This is a genomic window from Lederbergia citrisecunda, from assembly GCF_018343695.1.
In the GTDB taxonomy this organism is placed as follows: Bacteria; Bacillota; Bacilli; order Bacillales; family Bacillaceae_C; genus Lederbergia; species Lederbergia citrisecunda.
In genome coordinates, this window is sequence record NZ_JAGYPJ010000001.1 from 1,302,756 (window position 1) to 1,327,198 (window position 24,443).

General features: G+C 33.4%; 23 protein-coding genes and 3 pseudogenes. 4 read left to right on the top strand and 22 right to left on the bottom strand.

From position 1 onward, the window contains the following. Nucleotides 1-248: 248 nt before the first annotated feature. On the bottom strand, nucleotides 249-992 hold the full coding sequence (locus tag KHA93_RS06530) for a 6-phosphogluconolactonase (RefSeq protein WP_213110000.1): 744 nt from the start codon (nucleotides 990-992) through the stop codon (nucleotides 249-251). Nucleotides 993-1,275: 283 nt separating this feature from the next. Here KHA93_RS06530 and KHA93_RS23120 point away from each other — a divergent pair, with 283 nt between their 5' ends. Next, a complete protein-coding gene (locus KHA93_RS23120; RefSeq protein WP_233711406.1) occupies nucleotides 1,276-1,488 on the top strand; it encodes an NADPH-dependent FMN reductase in 213 nt (70 codons plus the stop codon). Between the two features lie 69 nt (nucleotides 1,489-1,557). After that, on the top strand, nucleotides 1,558-1,698 hold the full coding sequence (locus tag KHA93_RS23125) for a hypothetical protein (RefSeq protein WP_233711066.1): 141 nt from the start codon (nucleotides 1,558-1,560) through the stop codon (nucleotides 1,696-1,698). A 424-nt stretch (nucleotides 1,699-2,122) separates the two neighbouring features. Here KHA93_RS23125 and KHA93_RS06540 read toward each other — a convergent pair whose 3' ends face one another. From KHA93_RS06540 to KHA93_RS06565, 6 genes are all read right to left on the bottom strand, one after another. Next, nucleotides 2,123-3,880 (bottom strand): DUF4153 domain-containing protein, encoded by a 1,758-nt coding sequence (locus KHA93_RS06540; RefSeq protein WP_213110001.1) that lies wholly within the window; start codon nucleotides 3,878-3,880, stop codon nucleotides 2,123-2,125. A gap of 369 nt (nucleotides 3,881-4,249) precedes the next feature. Then, entirely contained in the window at nucleotides 4,250-4,477 is a 228-nt protein-coding gene (locus KHA93_RS23130) for an HAD-IA family hydrolase (RefSeq protein WP_267917115.1), read from the bottom strand. 378 nt (nucleotides 4,478-4,855) lie between these two features. Further along, the gene (locus tag KHA93_RS06550) at nucleotides 4,856-5,143 is read right to left on the bottom strand and encodes a hypothetical protein (RefSeq protein ID WP_213110002.1); all 288 of its coding nucleotides are present in this window, start codon (nucleotides 5,141-5,143) and stop codon (nucleotides 4,856-4,858) included. Nucleotides 5,144-5,529: 386 nt separating this feature from the next. Continuing rightward, a complete protein-coding gene (locus KHA93_RS06555) occupies nucleotides 5,530-5,904 on the bottom strand; it encodes a nucleotide excision repair endonuclease (protein ID WP_213110003.1) in 375 nt (124 codons plus the stop codon). Nucleotides 5,905-5,974: 70 nt separating this feature from the next. Further along, nucleotides 5,975-6,583, bottom strand: a complete 609-nt coding sequence (locus KHA93_RS06560; RefSeq protein WP_213110004.1) for a branched-chain amino acid aminotransferase — start codon at nucleotides 6,581-6,583, stop codon at nucleotides 5,975-5,977. 29 nt (nucleotides 6,584-6,612) lie between these two features. Further along, complete coding sequence (locus KHA93_RS06565; RefSeq protein WP_213110005.1) at nucleotides 6,613-7,893, bottom strand: DEAD/DEAH box helicase; 1,281 nt, start codon at nucleotides 7,891-7,893, stop codon at nucleotides 6,613-6,615. 625 nt (nucleotides 7,894-8,518) lie between these two features. On the opposite strand from KHA93_RS06565, the gene KHA93_RS06570 reads away from it, so the two are divergent. Further along, on the top strand, nucleotides 8,519-9,055 hold the full coding sequence (locus tag KHA93_RS06570; protein WP_213110006.1) for an NADPH-dependent FMN reductase: 537 nt from the start codon (nucleotides 8,519-8,521) through the stop codon (nucleotides 9,053-9,055). A 557-nt stretch (nucleotides 9,056-9,612) separates the two neighbouring features. Here the strand turns inward: KHA93_RS06570 and KHA93_RS06575 are convergent. The 6 genes from KHA93_RS06575 to KHA93_RS06600 all read right to left on the bottom strand — a co-directional run bounded on the left by KHA93_RS06575 (nucleotide 9,613) and on the right by KHA93_RS06600 (nucleotide 13,336). Further along, nucleotides 9,613-10,665 (bottom strand): hypothetical protein, encoded by a 1,053-nt coding sequence (locus tag KHA93_RS06575; RefSeq protein WP_213110007.1) that lies wholly within the window; start codon nucleotides 10,663-10,665, stop codon nucleotides 9,613-9,615. Nucleotides 10,666-10,733: 68 nt separating this feature from the next. Then, nucleotides 10,734-11,828, bottom strand: coding sequence for a phospholipase D-like domain-containing protein (locus KHA93_RS06580; protein ID WP_213110008.1), 1,095 nt, complete (start codon nucleotides 11,826-11,828; stop codon nucleotides 10,734-10,736). 116 nt (nucleotides 11,829-11,944) lie between these two features. Beyond that, a complete protein-coding gene (locus KHA93_RS06585) occupies nucleotides 11,945-12,112 on the bottom strand; it encodes a hypothetical protein (protein ID WP_213110009.1) in 168 nt (55 codons plus the stop codon). A 327-nt stretch (nucleotides 12,113-12,439) separates the two neighbouring features. Then, on the bottom strand, nucleotides 12,440-12,685 hold the full coding sequence (locus KHA93_RS06590; protein WP_213110010.1) for a hypothetical protein: 246 nt from the start codon (nucleotides 12,683-12,685) through the stop codon (nucleotides 12,440-12,442). Continuing rightward, complete coding sequence (locus KHA93_RS06595) at nucleotides 12,686-12,859, bottom strand: hypothetical protein (protein WP_213110011.1); 174 nt, start codon at nucleotides 12,857-12,859, stop codon at nucleotides 12,686-12,688. 162 nt (nucleotides 12,860-13,021) lie between these two features. Further along, on the bottom strand, nucleotides 13,022-13,336 hold the full coding sequence (locus KHA93_RS06600) for a hypothetical protein (RefSeq protein ID WP_213110013.1): 315 nt from the start codon (nucleotides 13,334-13,336) through the stop codon (nucleotides 13,022-13,024). A gap of 481 nt (nucleotides 13,337-13,817) precedes the next feature. On the opposite strand from KHA93_RS06600, the pseudogene KHA93_RS06605 reads away from it, so the two are divergent. Further along, nucleotides 13,818-14,303: pseudogene (locus KHA93_RS06605) on the top strand (site-specific integrase); the annotation flags it as partial. A gap of 237 nt (nucleotides 14,304-14,540) precedes the next feature. On the opposite strand, the gene KHA93_RS06610 reads toward KHA93_RS06605, so the two are convergent. The 9 genes and pseudogenes from KHA93_RS06610 to KHA93_RS06650 form a co-directional block, all read right to left on the bottom strand. Beyond that, on the bottom strand, nucleotides 14,541-14,759 hold the full coding sequence (locus KHA93_RS06610; RefSeq protein ID WP_213110015.1) for a hypothetical protein: 219 nt from the start codon (nucleotides 14,757-14,759) through the stop codon (nucleotides 14,541-14,543). Then, nucleotides 14,759-15,451 (bottom strand): AbiTii domain-containing protein, encoded by a 693-nt coding sequence (locus KHA93_RS06615; protein WP_233711067.1) that lies wholly within the window; start codon nucleotides 15,449-15,451, stop codon nucleotides 14,759-14,761. Before KHA93_RS06615 ends, KHA93_RS06610 begins: the two co-directional genes overlap by 1 nt. Before the next feature lie 102 nt (nucleotides 15,452-15,553). Continuing rightward, on the bottom strand, nucleotides 15,554-16,060 hold the full coding sequence (locus tag KHA93_RS23135) for a tyrosine-type recombinase/integrase (protein ID WP_233711068.1): 507 nt from the start codon (nucleotides 16,058-16,060) through the stop codon (nucleotides 15,554-15,556). 2 nt (nucleotides 16,061-16,062) lie between these two features. Then, a complete protein-coding gene (locus KHA93_RS23140) occupies nucleotides 16,063-16,542 on the bottom strand; it encodes a site-specific integrase (RefSeq protein ID WP_233711069.1) in 480 nt (159 codons plus the stop codon). A gap of 269 nt (nucleotides 16,543-16,811) precedes the next feature. Beyond that, nucleotides 16,812-17,177, bottom strand: coding sequence for a hypothetical protein (locus KHA93_RS06625; protein ID WP_213110016.1), 366 nt, complete (start codon nucleotides 17,175-17,177; stop codon nucleotides 16,812-16,814). Between the two features lie 104 nt (nucleotides 17,178-17,281). Further along, nucleotides 17,282-18,745, bottom strand: a pseudogene (locus tag KHA93_RS06630) (caspase family protein). A gap of 1,246 nt (nucleotides 18,746-19,991) precedes the next feature. Beyond that, nucleotides 19,992-21,644: a LeoA/HP0731 family dynamin-like GTPase gene (locus tag KHA93_RS06640; protein ID WP_213110018.1), complete on the bottom strand. Its 1,653-nt coding sequence runs from the start codon at nucleotides 21,642-21,644 to the stop codon at nucleotides 19,992-19,994. Continuing rightward, nucleotides 21,641-23,641, bottom strand: coding sequence for a GTPase (locus KHA93_RS06645; RefSeq protein ID WP_213110019.1), 2,001 nt, complete (start codon nucleotides 23,639-23,641; stop codon nucleotides 21,641-21,643). The genes KHA93_RS06640 and KHA93_RS06645 overlap by 4 nt, the downstream gene beginning before the upstream one ends. 580 nt (nucleotides 23,642-24,221) lie before the next feature. Then, a pseudogene (locus KHA93_RS06650) lies at nucleotides 24,222-24,418 on the bottom strand (YdbC family protein). Nucleotides 24,419-24,443 lie beyond the last annotated feature (25 nt).

Below are 24,443 nucleotides of genomic sequence, written 5' to 3' on the forward strand. Positions count from 1 at the left end.
AAAAGATACTGTCTAAAATTATATTAATAATGTTAGACAATATCCAATAGGCCCCTTATACTATAAAATTTCGTCATTACTCATCATTCAAGTCATCTGCATAAACAACAGCGCTAAATATATCTCCACTTACACCATCTTTCACAGACACAGACACCGTTAGCTTTGACTCTACACTTTTGACCCGGCAAGCACTTAGAATATTAGGATCAGTCTCCCGTTACGGTAATTTTAACAATACACCAAAATCACAGTACCTTTTCTTTAATTAACGAACCCGAATCTTGATCCAAATAAAGAGTACAATTAGGATGACTTCTTAGGATGGTTGCTGGTATTTGATTGGTGATTTTTTCACTTTCTAATACATTCTTAATGGCTTCTGCCTTTACTAAAAATGGAACCGGAGAAACAATACAGCGGCATTGTAAGATTTGGTGAACAGACATCGTAATAGCTTGTGGCGGTACTACATCAATCGAAGAAAACCAGCCTTCTCCTACTTGTTGTTCTTTACAAGCCTGATCAAGATTAACGATAATAAATGGCTCTTTTGTTTGAAAGTCTGCCGGCGGATCATTAAAAGCAATATGGCAGTTTTCCCCAATACCAATAATGCCTAAATCAATGGATTCTTTACTAATTTCTTCATTTAATTGTTTGATCATCTCTCCAACATTACCTTCACTATCTATAAAGTGAGCCTTTTTTAATGGAAGTTTACTAGTAAAACGTTCCTTTAAATATTTCCGGAAGCTTGCAGGATGATTCTCAGGCAAATTTATATATTCATCTAAATGAAACATTTCAACCTTTTCCCATTGGATAGGCTGGCTAATCATATGGTTCAACGTTTCCAACTGAGATTTCCCCGTTGACAGGACAATTCTAGCACTACCCTTTTCGTTAATCGCCTCATTGATAATTTGCGCACTTTTTTCAGCAGATTTTACCCCAAGGTCAACGGCATCTTGACATTTAATAATTTCCATTTCTATCATCCCTTCGTTTGTCATAATTATATATTTACCTTCAAAATCACATCTTTAATGAAACATACCTTTATGAATAAAAATTATCGGACCATTCCCACAACTTAAGAAGCAAACCTTTTAATAAAATGATAAATCTCTCTTATTGAACGTAGCAAAGGAATTCTTTTACAACATATTTCTATTTAAGTAGTTGCATATCCTTTAAAAAAATAAAAAGACCTCCAATGGAGGTAAGGATCTTGCAGAAGGATATGTAACAGAGTTTGTTGAAATTGGCCACCTGCCATTATTTAACCAAGATTACGAAGGAGATTTCGGAACTCCTGCAGAATATACAGAATTCCGTAATACAATCAAAGAATTGGACGCGGTATTATTTGTAACACTTGAATATAACCGTTCAATCCCAGCTGCATTAAAAAGTGCCCTTGATGTAGCATCTCGTCCTTATGGAGAAAGTGTTTTGGAATGGAAAACCTGCAGCGATCATTAGCCAATCCCCTGGTGCGCTTCAGGCTTCGGTTCAAATCATCACTTACGTCAAGTACTTTCTTTCTTAAATATGCCTGTTGGTCAACAAACAGAAGCATATATTGGATCTGTACATGAATTATTGGATGAAAATGGTAAGCTGAATGAAGGAACCGTAGAATTCCTACAAGGTTTCGTTAATGAATTTGTTGAATTGATCAAGAAATATTAATTAGGAATAAAAAAGTTGGAGTGTGTACAGAAGGTACCTGCCTCCGCTCCAACTTTATTTTTATTCACAGGTTGCCTGATAGTGTGAAAATTCGTTAATTAGCACTAATTCAGTCTCTCCCCATTTGTCAGCCCATGCAAATTTCTCTTTCTATGATAACCAATAAATTGGCAACTTCGCACAATAAATAGGATAAGGAGCAAAAGTAAAGGATAGATCCCCAGTACGTTAACGCTTTATCCTACTTGGAGTCTGGCCCTTGGACAGTTGTTTTATGCTGTATGGGCTTTCTCCAAAGCTTCAATACCCTAATCTATTTTCAACCTTATTTATCTTGTCCGGAGATATTACCTCGGGGAATTACCCTACATTCCCTACATGCTTCTGAACTGTAATCATATTTAGCTTTTTTGTTGCCCTCCCCTTACTTAATTTTAAGGAAAACAAAAATATCCGCGTTGTATTGAGAACCATAGTTGTCAACGGACGTAGCTAGAATGGTCATTTTGACTTTGTCATTTTCCTGGGTAACCATCAATTTCTCCGTAGTTAACATATCTTTTCCTGAATCACTCACAAGCTGGTTCTCAAAAATTTGATCAATCGCTTTCTTCATATCAAATCTGAATATTTCTTGTTTTTCATCAATTAAAATAAGATTCTCACTGTCGTTCTTTAAAGAGTATGGTTTATTGTCTATTTCAATTGGTATTTTCAAATCGGTTTGAGAATCTTGAAAATACAAATGAATCAACCGGTCATAATTTTCAATATTTACAACGGGGCTGCGATTCCAATCAAGGTGAGCAAATTTCCCTTCCGTTCTATCGCTTGTTTGATCGTATGTTTCTTCGAATCCGAACGTCTTATTAAATTTATCATAGTAAAAGATTTTTTCCGGAAGCCAATCGATTTCATCCAAATAGTTCAAGTTATCTAAATAACTGACAGTCCTCGTAATTGTTTTCTTATCACCAATGGATATGTCCGAATTCGGTACAACTTTGCCATTTTGAAGCATATCATTTTCCACCAAAGTCCTTTTTAGCAAATTTACTTGGCTCACCTTGGCAACTGTAAAAGCATCGACAGGTGGAATGATCGAAATGGTAGAGAAAACAATCAATACAGAAGCGATTAGTCCATTTTTTTTGACAGGGAAAAAGCTGAATACAATTCCAGCAACAAGGGCGAAGATGCCAAACATGATAGCGTAATACCGGCCATACGTGTTACCTATTTCGCTGATTTTTAAAATCGAAGCGACTGTTTGGAATAAAACGATTGGTATTAATATTTTCGGGAAAACCTTCCTAAATAATGTGGCAAATTTGTCCTCAAGGTGACTCGCAAGAATATACACTAAAATAACCGTAATGGCGTAAGAAACGAGCATCGGTTCTAATAAGTTATTTGTCCAGAAATCGCCGCGGATATTTAAAATTGTATAGGCAAGAAGGATAATCGTATATACGGCTGTTAAAGGTATGATGATAAAAGAAATCAAGATCCCTAATGTTTTGGGACATGTGATAGCTTTCTTTACCTTTTCTTCTTGGTCACTTAGGATGATATCTTTTTTGCCTGGAAATGGTGGGGTATATGATAGAAAGAAAATGGGGGCAAATAAGGAACATAAAATATTCATAATATGTGCATTCACCTTATAATTCATCGAAAAAAGAAGCTGGTCAATTGCAAAAAGGATTAAATTTAGCCCCACTGCAAGTACGGATGAAAAGAGCACCGTGAGAAAGAAGGCTTTAAATGCAGACATAAAGCCCTCATTAAACGTTACCCTACTTTTAATGGCTGGGATCCAGATAAAGGCTATCATCAAGGCAAATATGGAAACAGCTGTTTTTGTACCAATTTCTAAATTAAAGGTGGATGCGGATTGAATAGCAAAATAATAGCCAGTTGCCAAAAGAACGGATCCAACGATGAGCATGACACGTTCACTAACTTTTGTAAAAAATCGTTCATACACTTGCTGTCCGATCACACTTAACAATGCCCCGACAATAAAAGTAAATAGATATTTTAAATAATCTTCTGTTTCATTGTTGATCATATTCACGTTCACAGTAGCAATAGCTAAAAGAAAAAGCATCGTTAAAGGATACCGGTTTACAGCCTGAATCAGCCCAATCAACTTATTTCGTAAGTTTTTCATTTTCATCAACCTTTCACCCTTCTCCTTTATAACATATATATTCAATAGGTTTTATCTAAAGGCATTGGGTAAAAAAAAATAGCTTACTGGGCGTCAGGCACCTTCACCAGTTGATTCCCCCTAAAATTTCCCGTGAAATTTTTGTTTACATCCGTACAGGATTCCTAGAATCTCTCATAACTATTTCACAGAAGTGTTCTAGACTATTTCATAAAGTTCAGTCAAGCTCACAATCGTGTATGTACTTTGAATGTCTGACAGGTTTTTTGGCTGCGCTCTGTTGATCGAGCATGTATCGATACCTGATAAGATACCACCTTTGATATCTGAGCTTAAAGAATTACCGATAATCAACGCTTCCCTTTTATTGAAACCCTAAATATGATCCATCAGATAATCAAAAAACTTCGGAGATGGTTTTTGAAATTCGATGCTTTGCGAACCGAAAATGTCTTCAAAATAATCGTATAGGTCCGATGTATTTAATCTTTTAATCTGTGTGCTAGTGATGCCATTAGTAACGATAAACAATCGATGTGTCGCAGGTAATCTTTGGCAGACATCCAAAGCCCCCTCCATCAATACCTGTTCCCCATCGCCCAATAACTCCCTATATTGGTTTTCTCATTCTACAACGTCCACAACTTTTCCTAGTTTCGAAATGGTTTCTGAAAACCTGGTGTTCAATACCATATCGAGTAGAATATTTCCATTTTAATAATCCCCCACAGTTGCCCGTTATTAGATTGATACAGCTGGGATAATTCATCCGAAAATGTATAGCCGTATTGCTTCCAAAAGGTGTTGTAAACCGATTCGTTTGCCGGTTGAAAGAACCAATTCTGAATTGTACTGAAATGAGACAGTGTCAGGAAAATGTAAAGTGCCAGTCCTCCACTACTTTAAATCTTATTGTAGGAGAGGACTGGCACAAGATTCCCGGAGGATTTGTTAAGTGATTTTAATTCCAATTTTTTTGGATTATGGTTGTACATCATCCTGCATAGCTTGAAGGTTTATAAGTGCTCTTTCCATATGTCCCACCGAATCTTCTACGCGCAAATGAGCGTCAAATAAATGCTCACTAGAATTAAAGTTTCCTTTCATTTCTCTTCCCTGGGCCTGTAAAATCCGCTCCTGTAGTTCATGTAATTGTTGTTTCACCTCTTGAACAGCTTCAATATCAGCATTATTTCTAGCGGCAATTGCTTCTTGTTCAAGTTTACGGGAAAGTTCGATAAGCTCCCAGTTCTCTCTAGCATTCGTCATACAGCATTCCTCCCAATATAATCTCGACCATATCTTTAGCTAATTTTCATTTTTGTAGACTCTTTTCTTAACTAAATATTATTGTAAAATAAAGGAATTCACATCCACTACCTACTCCCTAAATTTTGAGTTTACATTCCTGAAAAATAGAGGGATGTTTCGGCAGAATCTCAGGTCGAATAAATAAGCCTCTATCTGCTCTGAGTCATTAGATTGTGGCTTACTCCTCTCTAAGGTCGTAAATACTTACTTTCACCTTGGGTCTAGGCAAAGAGTATTTCTTCATGAACAGAATGAACTTATCCCAGCACAAAGAACTTAAAAGTCACTCGAAGTTAGCTGCTATCAAAAGATGTATACAAACAATGTTTTTTACGAAAACAACCTTATTGATAAAATACTTTCTCCACGTTATATTTCGACTGGAGTTTATTAATGATATACGTTTCATATATTTCTCGTTCCATTGGATCTTCTACTAAACAAATATCGATTTTATATACTTCGTCTCTGTGCTTTTTAATAGGTGACACGGTATCTTCAAAATGTTTTTTAATTCTTTGACGTAGTTTCCGTGCTTTTCCAACAAAAAGAAGTTCATCCTTATTATTAAAAAATAAGAAAATGCCGCCTTTATCTCGTGGTATTAGGTGAAAATCAATAAATCCATAAATATCCTTGATTTTTGGTTCATTTTCTTTCGGATCTTGTTTCCGTTTTGTAATCGTAATATCTGGAGTTGGTATGCTAATTTTTATCATGTTTCATCACGTCCTCTTTTTGTTTAGAGCTAAATGCTATCATATCTAGGAAAGAAATACGATTTAACAGTTAATTTACGTCCTTGCTTCTATCTTCTATTCTCTCTACTAGTGTAAATAAAAAACGATAAATTAACCGAAAAGCTTCGTCCAATGACATCTCCACTTGGAAACCATCCACATAATTCAAAGGGAAGTTCAAGTCCCATACTCCATCATTTTGATTAAACATTAATTCAAATCTTACTTCATCTCCATGTAATTCTTTGCGTAAGTTTTCTTTAAGAGCTGCCTCAAACTTTTTCTGCAGCTTCATTCCGACCATGACGTCATATGTTCCAAAAACATCATTCACCTCAAACGTAATCCCATCAACACCGATTACTTCTAACCAGTTAGATTCTAAGTATAGAAATTCATTCTTATGTTTTTGCAGGTAGTCCATCGGGTGTTCTAAAAAAGCGAATGATTCTTTAAAGAGAGTTTCTTCTGTTTCTTTGTCACATCTTTCAATATAAGCTTCTTGGAAACGTGTAGTAGGAACTTTTTCTATTAGTGTAACGTCGTTTGAGATTAAATCATGTTTCTCTATATACTCTTTTTCCTCTGTATATATCTCCAGCTTTTTCCCTTGATTCAATGCTGAAAAAATGTATTGTTGCATTTGTTTATGTAACATAGGTGTCTCCCCCTATTATGATCAACTATTTAGCGCGTTCGTTTTCTACCTCTTGTTGTCGTGCCTGAATTGACTTTTGGTCTGCTAGGTTTTCTATTGGAAGAAGGTGTTGCAGATTTTTTACGACCTTCCGAGCGTTTACCAGATTGTTGCTTGCTGTCTACTCTCTCATAATCCTCGCGATCAGGGATACTGACTCCTTTAATCACTTGTATTTCCAGCCGTTGATGAATCCCTTTTTCAATCATTCTTAGGAACTCTAGGTCCTTAGGAGCCACTAACATAAAGGCAACTCCATGGCCACCTGCACGGCCAGTTCGTCCAATTCGGTGAACATAGCTTTCCACATCATGTGGAATATCATAGTTGTAGACATGTGTCACCCCTTCTACATCAAGTCCCCTTGCAGCAACGTCTGTTGCAACTAAAAACTGAGTTTTTGCATCACGGAATCGTTTCATTGCTTTTTCCCGTTTTGACTGAGATAAATCACCGTGCAGTTCGTCTGAATTATACCCGTTGGCAATTAGCGCTTCATGAAGTTTGCTGGCACGAATTTTTGTACGACAAAATATAATCGCTAAGAATGGCCGATGTTCGTCGATTAAGTGGAATAATGTTGCTTGTTTTCTGCGATCAGTTGTTTCAATCACAACTTGTTTAACCTCTTCCACCGTTACCTTTTTTGCTTTCACTTCAATGAATTCTGGCTCCACCAAATATTTTTTGGCAAGAGTTGTAATTTCATTTGGCATTGTTGCAGAGAATAGCATTGTTTGTGGGGAAGAAAGTGCCTCTTGTATGATTTCATCTACCTCTGGAAGAAATCCCATCAGTAACATTTGGTCCGCTTCATCTAATACAAACATTTTAACAGTTGAAAGATCAATCGTTCCACGACGAATATGATCTAATAAGCGCCCAGGAGTTGCCACGACAATATGTTGCGCACCTTTCAACTTTTTCAATTGATGCTGCACATCTTGTCCACCATAAACAGCTAACACATTGATGCCTTCTACGTTCTCCATCATTCTCTTAATTTCTTTTGAAATTTGCTGAGCCAATTCTCTTGTGGGAGTTAAAATAAGTGCTTGAACATCCGACTTGTGCACATCTATCTTTTCAAGAATGGGAAGAACAAAAGCCAACGTCTTTCCTGTTCCCGTTTGTGCTTTTGCAATAACATCCTTCCCCTCCAGTACAGATGGGATCGTCCGTTCTTGGATGGAAGTAGGAGCCACTATTCCTAATGACTTTAATGTATAGTTAATTTCTTTTCGAATACCAAGTTGTAAGAAGTCAAGCAAGGCTAATCACGTCTCTTTTCTTATATGAATGCCGTTGTATTTGTACAAAGGCGTATTAACTATAGCATATTGGTTAGTATTTACAGAGTGATTCGCAATATTAATTTTGTATTTCAATGGATGTAGTTCTTTTTTGAAAAAAAGGGGCCTGACCCCATGTGTGGTAATGATTTAAGCTATATCAACCTTGGGGTCAGGCACTGTGATCCTGTCCATTCAAGTCTAATAAAAACCCAGTTAGTAGAAACTGTATTGAAACGAGATCCTGATTTAAGAAAGACACTAGAGGTCAATTTCCCAATTCCACCGCATGCAGCAGAGCCTAGAGATCTTCTTATATGGTATTGTTCTCAGCATCTGATGAGTCTAGTTATGCTACGAGAAGTGAATTTGGTGGATGGAGGATTTACTTCTAAATAATAGATAATGATAAACTAATCTTGTTAAAAAGATACTAACTAAAGCGTATAAAAAGAGTTTTAAAAATTTAATAGATTAAAAGAAAAGATGATTTTACCTTCGATAAGTAAGATCATCCTTGTTTTTCTACCGTGTTTCGTGTACTAAGCCCTTCTATTTATACCAAAGTAAGCGTAGGTAAAACTTTCATATCAAAAAGAATAGCATGACTAAAGTTGGTATTATCGTTAGTAGTCTTCGTACAAATTCTTTTTCAAAACAAGTTGCTGATAACGTAGCACCTTTATTCCCAGAAGGATATGTAACAGAGTTTGTTGAAATCGGCCACCTGCCTTTATTTAACCAAGATTATGAAGGAGATCTCGGAACTCCTGCAGAATATACGGAATTCCGTAATACAGTCAAAGAATTAGATGCGGTATTATTTGTAACACCTGAATATAACCGTTCAATCCCAGCTGCATTAAAAAATGCCCTTGATGTAGCATCTCTCCCTTATGGAGAAAGTGTTTGGAATGGAAAACCTGCAGCAATCATTAGCCAATCCCCTGCTGCGCTTGCTGGCTTCGGATCAAACCATCACTTACGTCAAGTACTTTCATTTTTAAATATGCCCGTTGTTCAACAACCAGAAGCATATATTGGTTCTGTACATGAATTGTTGGATGAAAATGGTAAGCTGAATGAAGGAACAGTAGAATTCCTACAAGGCTTCGTTAATGAATTTGTTGAATTGATCTAGAAATATTAATAACGTATAAAAAAGTTGGAGTGTGTACAGAAGATACCTGCCAACACTCCAACTTTATTTTTATCACGGGTTAACTGCTAGTATATAAATTCATTAACTAGGACTAATTCACATTAATCCATCTAAATAGAGTGAATCGTAGTCGATATTGCAACAATATCAATACCAGTAATACGACTAAGTGCCTCTATACGGCCCATTGAGTGGTTCGTCTTTTAGACAAGATTATTTACTCTTTACGAAATAAATTCTAGTCTACACGAAACTAACACAATTAGCGGATATAACTCAAACAAAAAGAGAACTGTATCCTCGGCAGGTTAGAACCGAATTACATGCCTTTTAAATGTTGCTATATAATTGTTTCTGACCAAAAACATGATACTGGTGGTCGGGGTCGATATAGTTCTTTAAGTATTGATTTTATTAGGTTTTGAATTCGCCTTGTGTAAAATTTGTGTAAAATGTTTTGGTGTATGGAGGCTATGAATAGAAGTAATAGCTTAATACACAATATACAAAAGGCTGATAATAACAGTTTTTTTATGTTACCTTACAGTTTTTCTTAATACCTCTTCCAACCAATTAATTATATCTAGTTTACTGGTATTCGGTATATTTGCGAGTTCTAAGACCAAATTATCAATATCTACAATCGAGTCAATTAGTTTAATTGGTTCTTCCAGCTCCGGGGGCATCACATCAAGTAAACTACCATCGAATAACGCAGCTGCACTCTCGTACCATGACCTTTCATATTTTTTATAAATTGAATTTAATAATTCTTCATAATTCGCAGCACCCTCAATAACTTGTTTAATTAATTCTTCATCTCTTAGTTTTTGAGTTTTTTTATCTAATTTTAAATATTTTTGAATTATTCTAGATTTAATATGATTCCTCAGCACATATTCCTTACCATCAATAAAATTGCTAAGTTCGTATTCCCTATGAACTTCATAATAGACTTTTATCTTGAATTTTGGATTGTTTTCTTGAATCTCCTTTAACAAAGAATAACAATATAGACATGGTTCTAAAAAACGAGTATATAGGAATAGCTCCCCCTGCAACTCCGCTTTTTCAGCTTCCGTATATTCTTCATCATAATTACTAATCCTATTATTTACATACTCTAATTTTATGTGTTCTAGTATTTTTCTTTCACAACAAAATTCTTTTTGTTTTATAAACTTTTGACCATCAATATCATTTTCAGGAACTTCTTCAAATTCCAAATCTCCATTTAGCCTTTTTATTTTATAATAGATTGGTTTGTGGAGAACAGTTTCTACAGAATGTACATTTTTTATTTCTTTTATCAAATCTTCATGATTTATTTGCTCGTGGATGTTATCATCTATCTTTTCCAATCTACCATTTAAGTTACTTAAAGCAAAAAGATGTTGACCGTTATTATCAGGGTCTGTAATCTTATAATATGCAATTGCAACATTCTTGGTACCCTTAGGATTCATATTATTTTTAATATAATTTTTATATTTCTTTTTTTTAGCTAAAGCGGTATTATCTAGCGAATCAATATGATTTATAATGGTCTCTTTTATCTCTGATAATAACGTTATTAAGTTTTCCTTCAATAATATCACCTCATATTAATAATTAAAAATAATTTAGTAGAATTTGCACCTGAATAATTACACTCTTGTTAAGTATTGTCTATTTGTTTATTTATGCTTGATGGTATGTTATTCAATATGTATTCTGCTTGCTGTTTAAGTTCATTTAACTTATCAAATAATGTTAAGACATCCGTTTTTGCTATTTCTTCTAATTCACATTCTTTCTCATATGCCACTTGGGAAGCTGAGTTGCGAAATTCATCTACTTCATCGGGATCCACATTTATTTCATATTCATTAATATAGTCCATAGCATAATCCTGGTTATCAAAATTTATTAGATTAAATATATTCGTATCATCTGAATACATCATCTGAATACTCTCAATGTCTAAGTCCTCGACCAACTTTTCTATGCTTTTTGTTTCTATTCCCATTTCTACCATTTCTTCTACAATCTGTTCACAGATATTTTCAAACTCCTCAAAAACCTCCGATAACCTGTCCAAGCTTGTTTCTATGTAATCGGTATTATTAATTAAATCAAAGTACTCAAAGAATCGCCCTTGATGATCACCGATACTATGGCAAGACAATCGAACTTCTTCAATCATACCAATTAGTTTATAATAAATAAATTTATACTCAATTTGTAAAGAATTTATTAAATCATTTGAATAATACTGCTCCGATTCAATTTTTAAGTAAGGAATAATTTCATTTCTAATTGTTTTAATAAAGTCAATATCACGAGTAATTATTCCACATTCTACATTTTTCCTCGATTCGTCTGAAAAATTAGATGACCCAATGTAAACAACATTTTTAGTCATTACTATTTTAGCATGGTTTTCAAAGTTAAAATATGTACTTAAGACAGAATCAAATTTTTTAGGATCTAGCTTATTTAGATACACACGAACAGTATCCTTAGCTCTATTCCTCACGTATTGATTATAATAGCTTTCAAACCTGTTAGGTATATTAGTTATAATATCTACAGTTGTAGACTTATCTAGGTTTGCAAGATAATTAAGTAATTCTATATTATTTTTTGATATATTATATGTAAGAATAAATATATAGTCTGTATTATTAAAATCATCCAATACTTCCTGGTAGCCTAATTCATCTTTTGAAATAATAAATTCAGCCTCTTTTATGGGAAATCTATTTATCATAACATTCATCCTTTCTTTTGATATAGGGAATAACTCTGAAGAATATCGATGAACCAAAAAATTCTTGAAAATAATTAAATGAAGAAACTTATAAACTATTAACCAATATTCTACAGCTATAGCTCAAACAAATCATACACCGTTGGATCTAACCTATTCCATACCATACCAGATAATTCTGCCAACGTTTCGATTCCCCAAATCAGAGAACCAAATTCATCTTTTTTATAGTCTTCCCATCGCTCCCATGCATCTGGATTAATCTCAATATTTTTACTTATCATTGGAAGAAGTTTATTGGCTTTTTTCTAGAGAAAGATTGGGGAGCTCTTTATATGCATTTATCTGATAGGATATTCCTGTTAATCTACTAAGTTGCCTCTCTAACTCGTTCGCAGACGTTTTATAGTAACCGAATGAGGAGAACCTTGTATCATGCGTAACCACAATGACAAGTAACATTTCTGGTTAAATGTTCAAACTGTTTGCTAAAGCAAAGGCTAAATAGCTTGCATCTTCCTTATACATTTCCTCATATGTAGTCACCATATCACGGATATCTTGATAAAAAGGTCTTCTTCCTACTAAGGATAATTTTTTCGAAGAATCTACTAAACCGAAAAATACGAGATGTTCTCCAGAGCTATAGTGCAATTTTTGAATTGTTTTTGTAAAATGGCATGAAAATCATGATGAACTAATGGTTCATGGATAATAAAAGCAAAAACACTATATTCTTTTAGGGAATCTAATGCAACCTCCATTTCAATACTTTGAAAAATATTAGGTCTTTTCGCTACATCCACACTGTCAGCAATGTATTTTAGTACGGTATAACTTGATAATGGTACCCTCACCTAAAGTCCTTCTTTTACTCGTATTCTTTCTAATAACTTTTGCTCCATCCAAGAAATTAACTCTGCTTCATTCATCACTTTTACTAGTTTTCTAGTACTATTTCTGTTTGCTCTAAATAATTCCCTCTTCAATTCGGAGATTCCCTTCCCATTCTTGAGAAGAAATTCAGCCATTTGATGGGTATCCTTCAGTACTAGTTACAGTTCCCACTTTCCTGTTTGAGATTTAGCGATTAAATCTGGATCTACGTTATTCCAATTCATTAATTTCCAATCATAATTCAACTTCATATCTTGCATGAAGTGTTGCTTCAGCACCATGAACCAACATGCATTCTAATGTCCAAAGAAAGAAATAACAGGAGTCTTCTTCCCATGCCCATCACAACTTGAAATAGTTCTAACACCTGCTGCACTTAATGCTTTTACAAAAAGGGCTACCCTAGTTTCTAAAGAAATCGTCCTAATCTTTGGCCCATACATTCCTTTACTAAAATACTTCCAACTACGCCAACCACCATTTCCCCCAGCCTCATGATTCTTTGCAGGATACCACAGGAACTCTTCATATTTCTGATTATCAATATGTTCTGATGTGATCATTATTTTATTATCAGAAAAAGTTACTTGTATATTTAGTTTTTCTATCATTTCCTTCAGTTCGACTTCGTCCCGAGAATGACTCCCTTTTCCTAACTTTAAGTAGCCATTTTCCTCGCTGAAGAAAAGCCTCGCATTTTTAGTGCTGTTTTTATGTTAGTCATTGGAGTGCCTCCTAATTAATTATTTCTTCTATCCAATGAGGTCATGGTATTAGACTAGTAGTTGTATTTTAAGTACATATTACCATAATAGTTTCAATATCTACGAAAATATTCTGATAAATTCACTCTTCTTCTGTGACTTTATGTAAATGATTTATATTAATCTCGTTAGGCATATTATAGAACAAAAAACATGACTATCTTAGAACTTTAAAAATGAGCACGAATGGCACGAGAACGGTTCTTTTACTCATTGAAGAGCAAATTATCCAGCATGATTCACAAGGTAAGCCGTACTAACCTGAGGCAATCCTGCGAATAAGCCCGAAGAAAAACATTTAAATTATTTTGAAACTAAAAGATTACTAGAAGTGATTTATAGTTTGTTAGATGAAGGGCTAAGTTATTATCTAATTCCATTAGAGTTGACTTCTGGAGAGAAGTTTGGCGAGTTAGTGGGAATGACAAGAAAGGATTTTGACTTTAAAAACAACCCAATAAAGATTGAAAAAACATGGAGTTATGCGAAAAGACATCGTGAAGGTTTTGGTTCACCGAAAAATGAAGCATCCATGCGTACGATCAAACTAGATAAAAAGACAATGAATGCATTTAGAAGACTTTTCGAGACAGTAACACCTAATCTGTATGGATTACTCTTTTATACCCCAGAGTCCAAGTACAGAGTAATTAGCAACACCAATGACAATAAGCTCTTACAAAAAACTTTACAAGAACTTGGAATTGCTCCAGTTACAATGCATGGCTTAAGACACACTCATGCAATTGTTCTATTATATAGGAAAGTTGACATTAATTATGTAAGTGAGCGTTTGGGACATAGCAATATCTGAAATAACGCACCAATTTGAAATAATGTATATACAGATGATAAAAACAGAAATTGTCCTTAATTTCACATTAACATAAATATCCAATTTTAAAGGGAAAAGTTATTATATACCCTCGATTAGTTTGTAATTATGTAGTTTGAACTTTTAAAACCAACTTCTAAGTTTTTCATTTTATTAAGGTAAAAAAAAACCGAAACCTTTACAAGTAGATACTTGTTGGTGTTTCAGCTTAGATTTTTATTTAAAATAATTTTCTATCCAATTAATTACGGTTTCCCAGAAAGAAAAAAGCATGATAAAGCCAGCAACAAATGAGATTAAAAACGAAATCAAAACAGGATGCTTTTCAAATAAAGTTTGGTTTTGGGTCACTTGATTTTGAGCATTATTTGACGTAAATTGGTGACCGATATTAGATTTTTTTATTTTGTTCTTATTGCCTATATTTATGGTCATTATCTTCCTCCACCAAACCAATGACCTAGCTTTGATCTACCGATTTTATTTCTATCTCCAACGTTAATTGAGTTGTCAAAAATGATTTGTTGTATATTTCCAACAACTTCTTCCTTTTTCTCTCGGTTATCGACAACTTGGTCTTTAATATCTAGGTCGTCCAAATTCTCAAATTGTTTTTCTAATTCCATAATCACTTCAACCAACTTCGCTTTTACATTCGATACGATTGCGTCGAGTTGGTTTGCACCGTAATAGATAGTCATTCCAGTTATTTGCAATTCCATTGTAGATATTGTATGACAAAATTCTGTAGGAATTAATTTTTGATAGTGATCTCTATTTTCACTATTTAATATATTTTGAAGAGCACCGATACTATCTGTAACATCTAGTGTTACCATTTTATCTATTAGGACTTCAGATAAGATATGTCTTAGCGGCACGTTAGCATTTGTATATTGGGCTACTTGATTAATAATATAAGTACCTTTTGGTGCTCCTCTTAATACCCTATAAGGCGGTACCTCAATTTGCTCTTTATAACCCTTTAACTCTCCTTCAACCCAATTGATAATTGCATCGTTATCGAGATCAGATAAAATTACTTTCAATCGTAGTAGAATACTTTCAATGCTTTCCTTTCCATTAACAACGTCCTTTAGTAACTGACTTCGTGCCAATCTAATCATCCCTTTGCCACTCCATTTACCTTTCATTATATCAGAATCTATTTAAAGTTCGGAATAAAATGAAGATCTTTGCTACACACTAAAAGTCAAATGAACAGCAAGTTACTGAATCAAATACTTTTTATGTTGCTCTCGCTTTCGCTCATGAGTAATCTTTGCATATCTAAGTGTCGTATCTGGTGAACTATGACCCAAGAGCTCTTGAATCGCAACCAATTCAGCACCATTGTTTAAGGTTAAAGTAGCAAAACTGTGTCTTAAAACATGAGGACTTACTTTGTCTTTTAAACCTGCTTTTTGAGAAATTCTATCTATTTCTCTTTGTATTCCTCGTTTAGATAATCTTCTATAAGGTTTTCTCTCTGTAAGCATCAAGGTTTCACAATTGTCATTTCTTCCATTTATATATTTACCTAAATGATACATTGCTCTAATCGAAAAATAGACTTCCCTTTGTTTATCACCTTTACCAATAACTAAAGTGCTCATATTTTGTAAATTGATATCAGCTTTATCTAATCCATGAACTTCAGACAATCTACAACCCGTTGCGTATAATATTTCTAGAAAAGCACGCTGCCTGACTGTATCGCAGGATTCTCTTAACATTTTTAGTTCTTGATTGATAATGATTTAGGAAGTCGGAACTCATCTTTTGGAGCTTTTAATTTGGTGGTTGGGTCACGCTTAATATATTCTTCTGAAGCTAACCAATTAAAAAAACTTTTTAAAACAGATAACTTCTTTCTATTTGTCTTCATTTTTAAGGTCCCATCTTGACTTAAATACATTCGAACATCGGATGTAGCTATGTCCTCAGCCTTCTTTTTTACGATATCAGCAAACATACTTATTTCCATTAGGTATTTGTCTAGAGTAATAGAACTTAAACCTTCTAGTTTTTTTGCCGAGATGAACAATTGTATTTTATCCTCAAGGTCAGGATGTACCTCACCTAACTCAACTCTTTGAATATAATACTCTGATAGAACAGTAGATAATTTATTCTTTGTACTTTCCACTTCAATATTAGGATACAAATCTTTTATAGTAGCCATTAAATCTGATAATATTTGCTCACCTAGATTCATAATAATCAACTCTCCTTAGTTCTTATTAGTAACTAAGGATTACCTATTCAACAAGCAATAATACTAACTGAGTATAAACAACTTTTTATTTTCTTAGATTTTTTCCCTTTGAATAAAAAAGAGACGATTACAGTTGGAGTAATCATCTCCTGATAGATGTGTATATCTAGTATCGTACTGTGCAGTAAATGACTCTGATATATTATTATTTTTTACAATCCTACAAGCTGCCTGTTTATTTGACAACAGGTATTCCTTCGAATGTGCAATCAGTCACTAACTTTTATTAACCGCACTTTATCTTTTGCCTTTAGTAAAAACGCTTCGTATTGCTCTCGATATATATTTTCTCCCGTAGATACCTCTTTGGCAATCTCGGTTAATGTTCCAGGTGAGTACTCTCCATTTATTTCAAAATACACAGCGTAATCAGTTTCGGATTTATCGAAGTATCTAACTTGACTGCCTACTTTCACTTCATCATAGAAAGATAGTTTTTCATAATGCTCAACATATTCATAACCATGTTCACCAGGATAAGGTTGTCCCATTTGGATAGGCTTATACACCCAAAATGTTAATCCACTATCTTCTCGATAAGGTTGTTTACTTACTTTAAGAATGTGCTTTCTCATAAAGTTCTTCCTTTCAGTTGATTAATACCTTTCTGGAAACCTGTTTATAAGTAGTTATCAATTTTTTTATATCCATAAGGCCCCATTCCATAAAAGCTACTTATTTACTCTTTAAATTTTAGCAAACAAAAGTCTATAGGCACAATCACATACTCATCTTGAGGTGTTCTTCCATGATCATGAATTATCAACTTATTAAATGGACATGCGGTCATCTTTGATAGTTTTTCCTCAAACTCTTCATACTTCATTCTTGTTATATACCATGAGTTTTTATAATCAAATAAACTCTCTGCATCTTCATCATATAAAACATTTTGAGCATTATAACATATCTGGCTTAAAAACTTTTTACCATTATCTTTATCTTCCTTGAAGAAAATATCAAACACCAATTCTTTATGTCCAGGTTTATAAAGTACTTTGTTTTCAAATGGAATTAATGAGTACCTTATAAATCTTTTTGATTCCTCATATTTAGGCTTTTCAATCAATGAAAGTAATTTTTCAAAATGATCTGTTTTTAATCTCCTTCTAATTTTACCACGAGAATCAAAATACACCTCATATAATAAACCATTTAATAAATGAAACGCTACTTCTTCATCCTGCTTGTTTAACTCATTCTCTAAATTCTTTATAAAATCAATGGTCTCATTCGAATTTCCGCATGCTGCTTGATATATATTTCTTCCCAATACGAATAGTGAATCAACTTTATATTCATTTAATTGTAATTTTTTTAAACTTGTTATCGCAGGATTCTGAGTGTACCAATCATGGCTTTTTAATCCTTTGATAACATTATCGATGCTGTTATCTTCAAACACATACCTTGAATCAGCAAAAGCATTTTTCAAATATCTCGTAGAAAATTCACCTGAAATGTATCCATAATTGAAATAAAAGTCTCCTATCAAGGATGTGTGTTCCCAAGATGTTTGTTTTCCCATCGTTATTAAGCTCAAAGTATTTCTTACTCTTTTAAACATTTCTTCAATACTAATATCAATTGTTTCTATATGTGTTAATAAAGCTTGTGTATATACGCCGTTTCTCCCTTCTCCATCGTCAGCTGTTTCACCAGGTGATGTTGAGTACCCGATTATTGTCCCTTTGGGTGCATTTATTGGAGCTAACGTCATTGATGCATCACCACGAAATCTTCCACCAAAAGGATTGTTTCTACATGCATCTAAGATAATAATCTTAGTTCTTGCATTGCCTGCTTCAAACATATCTAGTATATCGTTTAAACAAAACGAAGTTCTTTTAAGACTATATTCATCGCTTGATGAAGTATCAATTGTAGCCAAATAATTTTTGCCTTCGATTTGAAATCCATGTCCGGCAAAATAAAATAGACCAATATCTGCATCTCATAAAATATCTTTGTATTCTGATACTAACCTATCCATTTCTTCAATATTTACATTTTGGGCTTGTATAACTTCAAAATTAAATTTTCTAAGTATACAACCAATATCCTCTACATCATTGACGGGATTTTTCAATTTTCTCATAGCTTCATAATCAGCATTTCCAATAATAAGAGCATTTTTAATCATCTCTATCGCCTCGTTCACATTAATTTAATGTCTTATTCATTACATTCCTTATAGCTCAGCCAAAATTATTTATAATCCTATATTGTAGTCTTGTATATTCACACTCTTACAATATTAAGTAATTAAATCTTTCATCTATCCTTAAATATCCAAATACGGGTTTATAGAAAAATCATTAATGATTCCTTCTTAGTCTAAATGAAAAGTTAGCTTAAATATATTATTTCACAAAGTCACCTAAAAATAGAGACTTTGTTGCGCAGGAATAATCAACTACGTAATACAGAGTTACTACACAATCAGCCCGTTCCATTTGCTTTTTAAATATCAATTGTAAATAATACAAATACGTAATAGTAAAACTCTTCAAGTCTTAGTAGGCACCCGTACATAAGTACACTAGGCACAATAAATATCATTGTGTAAAAAATGTGTTAAACCAATTCAATTCCTACCTTTTTCATCCGTTTTCCTCAAAAACAAAAAACACTCATAAACATTGATACATCAACATTTGTGAGTGTTCTATAGTTTCTTAATTATACTCGTTTTTACCAAAAGATACCAGTGGTCAGGGTCGAAGTAACGGTCAAAGTATATATTCAATATGGTTTAGGTAATGCAATGTGTAAAATTTGTGTAAAATGATGTGAATGTGTAATACAGGAGAATAAGTTTCACCAGCTTTTCTTGTTACCACTCTCCACATGGCTTGGGTGGTGATCGCAGACAAATTGATGTAGTGGCGTTTACCTTACTTTTATTATAAAAAGGTACTTTTTTTAAGCGATTTTTCCTGATTGATTGTTAAATAAGCTAACTTTCATTTAGATTTCGATAAATAAGTATTTCCATACTCTCTTTTACTATTTAAAACATATTTAGAGAAGTTACACTTCCTGTATTTAATTGTTTCAAATGGTTACCTTCCTGTTTTCAGATGAACAGTTCTATTGGCAAAAGATGTACTACTAGAACTGTTCATACTTTTTTGTCACCTAACTTACCACAAAGCAAAATGGAAACGGTTTACATACACAACCGTTTCCGATGTAACTCAATTTTAACAATCTCTAATGCATTTAAATCAACTATTAATCTTGGACAATATTCGAATGAACCACCAGGTTATTAGATTAAAATCGGTAAATACAGAAAATTTTCGGTATCACTCTTGCAGGCTTAAATGTCTTAGTACGCTGCGAGTGTGAACCTAAACTCAAACCCCACCAAAAAAGAAATAATGTTATTTTAATTCAAAATCTTGCTCATTTAATTCATGAATTATTAATTCTAAATTATTTTGAGTTTCCCTATTAGCAATATGGATTTTTTCGAGGTTCTGACGAATCTCTTCCTCCTTTTCCACAACTGGGAAATAATAATTTATATAACTTTCAATAGTAAATGAAGAGATGAAGTCTTTAAAATGATTATTAATTTCATTTTTTATATTAGTTCGTTGTTTGCTCAGTTTTTGTTCGCTTACAATTCCTGAGATGATTGAAATGGCATTTAGTGCTACAGGAAGACCTTGCAAGAATTTGCCGAATTTAGTTACCGCATCTCCCCACTTTATTGCCCCCCATGGTTTAAATTTGATTGGAATTTTAGCAAAGTCACGAACCTTAAGGATAACCTTCGAGATTTCTTTGGCTGATTGGGCTGCAATTTTCTCACCAAATTTTGCTCCTGCTTTTCCCAGAATATTAACAAGTTTTTGCTGGATTTCACCATGAAAATCCAAAGATGATTCAATGCCATGTAAAATATCACTTTGCTCATTGAATAAACTTTCCGTATGTTTTTGTACAATTAAATTTAATTTTTCGTTTAGAATATATCCACCTTTGCCAACCTTCATATCCATAACATTTGATAAACCCTTTAGGTCGGTGACAGCATCTAAGGCGGACAAGATATCTTCTCGAACAATCAGTACTTCTTCTTTAATATTTCTATATTTTGTATTGATATCGCGTTTAAATTTATTTAAATTGGTTTCAATCTCCCAAAGTTGATTTTCACTTAAGTCTATTTGTTTTTTTAGTTCATTACGGATATTCTCAAGTTGTTTAATGGACCGTTGTAAGGTATCTTTTATAACGCTAATGCCTGCTTTATGGATGAATTCATTTTTCGAACTTTTGATCACATTGTCCAATTCGATATCAAGCATTTTTATTCGGGAAAGCCGATAATATTCCTCTTCATTTTGAAGCCAATGTTCTAATCCAAGACCATATGGATCGGCAGCTAAACAAATTACTTTTGGTTCTTCACGTAAAGGGGTTATGCTATTTATGGTATTTATTACCGTCTCTGTCTTAATGCGGCTGCAACGGTCAAAATCATGACTATCATCTAAGTCTGCTACTTCATCCATTTTATTTATAACAAAGATAGTAGCATCGGCCTTATTTAATTTCTCCAACAACCATTTGACTGTTTCATGGTGGCTCTGCTTTAATGGATTAACTGGGTCCACTGTATATAAAATTACATTTGCCTCCGAAATATATTGAATGGTTCGCTCACTGTGAATGACGTTCTCAGAAAACAATCCTGGGGTATCAACAATAATAATATCTTCAATATTTGAAGAATCATCCATAGTCTTATATTTATATAAATGAATTCCGTCAGTAATTGGTTCAGGAGCAACTCTAATATCCAAGTTTTTAGTAAGTGCTGAAATAATCGTAGATTTACCATCAGTAAAGGCTCCAAACATCGCCACAACAAACTTTTCACTCTCAATATTCTTAATGGCGCTATCTATTTTTTCGATAAGCTGAGAAAAATTAATATCATATTTTTCAATTGAAATTAGTTTATCTTTTAATAAATAAAGCTTATCTAATACTTTTTTCTTTTCATTTTGGAATGTCTGAATCATGATTCCTTTCTCCTTACACCTTGGATTGGGAAATACGGGTCTTGCATCTTAAGATAATTAATCAGATTACTAGTGCTTTGAAAAGTGAATTCGTCCTGAGAATCAAAAATAATATGATTTTCATCTATGTCGTTCTCCAATGAATCAAAGTATTTTCCTGTAGAAGAGAATGTACTAAGCATCTTTAAGCGAAAAACAGATGCTGTATTCATTGAAATATTTTCACCGATTAATAAACCGGATTGCAATCCAATATCAAAAAAGGCAAATTCTACTGGCTTTTTAAGTATAGTGGCTACCAAAGCTTTACTAATCTTTACCTTTAAATGATCAAGTTCAGTAATTTTACCATCCATCGCATAACTTAACTTCTCAATCTCATGATTGATGGTCTTAATTCCTGTCACTTGCTTTTTAATACTGCTTTCAAGATTTTTAAGTTCCTTTTCTGTTTTTAAGAGAACCTCTTTTTTTACCTTATTTACTGTATTATTAATCTCATGGTATGCTTTATTTTTAGCTTCCCTTTTCCTTTTGTTTGGATCCCCAAAAAACCAATCCCAAATTTTTTTTACTAAACTAACAACACCCGAAATGATTCCCAGGACTGGATTAGCAACGATGGCAATTATTACTCCACCAATGGACAAACCCACCTCAAGAATTTGTCCTAGTACGTATTTTACATTTACTTCCACATTCTTCAGGATATCTCCTATATTAAAATCACTTTGACCGATTCCACTAAATTTAAACTCTAGGTCCATTCGGTTATGAAGTTGTCTTATTGCATCAGTGATTTCATTTCGCATATTTCCTAATATATTTTTCAATTCAGTAATAATACTTTTTTCGAAGGTTTTCTTTTCATTTGTTAACCTTCTTTTTAGAATCGCTTCATTAGATTTTTGGTCAATTCCTTCGTAAACAATTTTATGTAAATCACTTTTAAAACCTTCTAGCTTTCTATCTATTAAATTTATTATCTCATTACGATATTTGGAAATACACTTTTCTACTTCAACAATGGTAGAAGAAATATGGTTTTTTAGGGCTTTAACGGCAGCATCAAAATCATTTTTTCCTTTTAAAATTCTCTCATTTACCTCTTCAAAAATACCTAAAAATTTATAGGTATTAGATAAAGATATTTCTTCCATACTTGATATAGACAATTCATGAATCATTCTTTCAATTAACAGAAGTTTACTGAAAGAATAGGCTTCTCTTTTGCTTGAAAAGACTTCCATTAATTTTTGTTGATCATTTATCAGATCCTCGCGATTCGGATTTCCCAGGGCTAAAAAGCTGAGATGAGCATTCACTACCAAATTATCTACATAATGATTACCTAATATCCTCCTAAATTTTTGAATAGTCCTAGCTTCTATCTTCTGAATATTAGCATCATATATTTCCTTTTTATATTTATACGTTGATGGCTTTCCCCGTACATTAATGATAGAGTATACCTTGGCCTGATCTTTCAAATACGAGCGGATTTTCTGCAAAGTTTCTTCTTCCGGTTCTTTATTGGTGCCGATTACAAAAAAGACTACATGAGACTTCTCAATCCCTCTTTTTATTTCAGATATGTATTTTTCTTCATTCCCTTCAATTCCTGGTAAATCAAGCAATGTTACATCACCATATTTTTTTTCTCCAAGAGTTTGAGTATAATCCTTTTTTCCATCACCAATTAATTCTCCATTTCCTCTTAAAAGAGCCTCTAGTAAAGTGCTTTTGCCAGCATTTGTTTCCCCAAAAAAGGAAAGGTTGAATCGATTCCAGTCCACATTTTGCATTAGATAGACTAAATTTCCTTGAATTTTATCAATCCCTGTTGATACATCTTGATTAATTGCATTAAGCATTTCTTTTAGTTGTTTATGATTTATTTCATTATTTGCAAGTATTTTGAACTCTTCCAAAGTTTGAAGGGTTTTAGAGACTTCTTTAGTAAATATCTCCGAGTAGGACACTTCAGTAGCGATCATATTCTTCACTCCACATGGGTCTTATGAAATTGTTAACCAAATATTATTTTAATAAGAGGGGAAAGAAAAACCTGTCGAAAATTGTAGAATAGCTGAGAAATTTATTAATACAATACTTTATAGGAGGGGCGAGCGGGACAATTGTAACATTCTAAGCATTGGGGAATAACATGAACGCATGCAATTCTTCTACTAGTTCAAGACGATTAATTACAACTAGAAATAGGGTCAGTCCCCAGGTTCTCTAAAGCGTTACTTGTCTAGGGGACTGACCCAAGGGCTTGAAAAATTTTTAATATTCCGTTATATTTTTATGTTTAACCCTATATTATTCCATATAATGAAGAAACCCCTTTTTACTTAATCAAATAAAGGTGCCAGATCCCCACCGTATTAAAACATTGGAAAAATTTGCTGACAAATCGGTCTTAATTTCTTATCTATATAATGCCCAATGAGATAAACAATCAGAGTATAGATCCTTTTTTATTTAGTGAAGCAATCATAGAATTATTTACAGTAAAAATGTATATACTGGTGGTCGGGTATTATTTGTTACCTAATCTATGGAATTCAATGCTTACTTCAGCTTATCTAACTCTTCATTACTTAACGTGACACCCTTACCCATCTTCTCATGATTTGGCGCCTAGTAACGGATGCGTATTTCGGTTCACGTCCATTACAACTGATTAGATTGAGTTCTTTTGTCCATCCCTTTGAAGATTCAGACAGTATGCCATGTTTTTGGGTTACTTCGTAATTGAATTCTGCCATTTATCCTCACTATCCTTTTAGATTT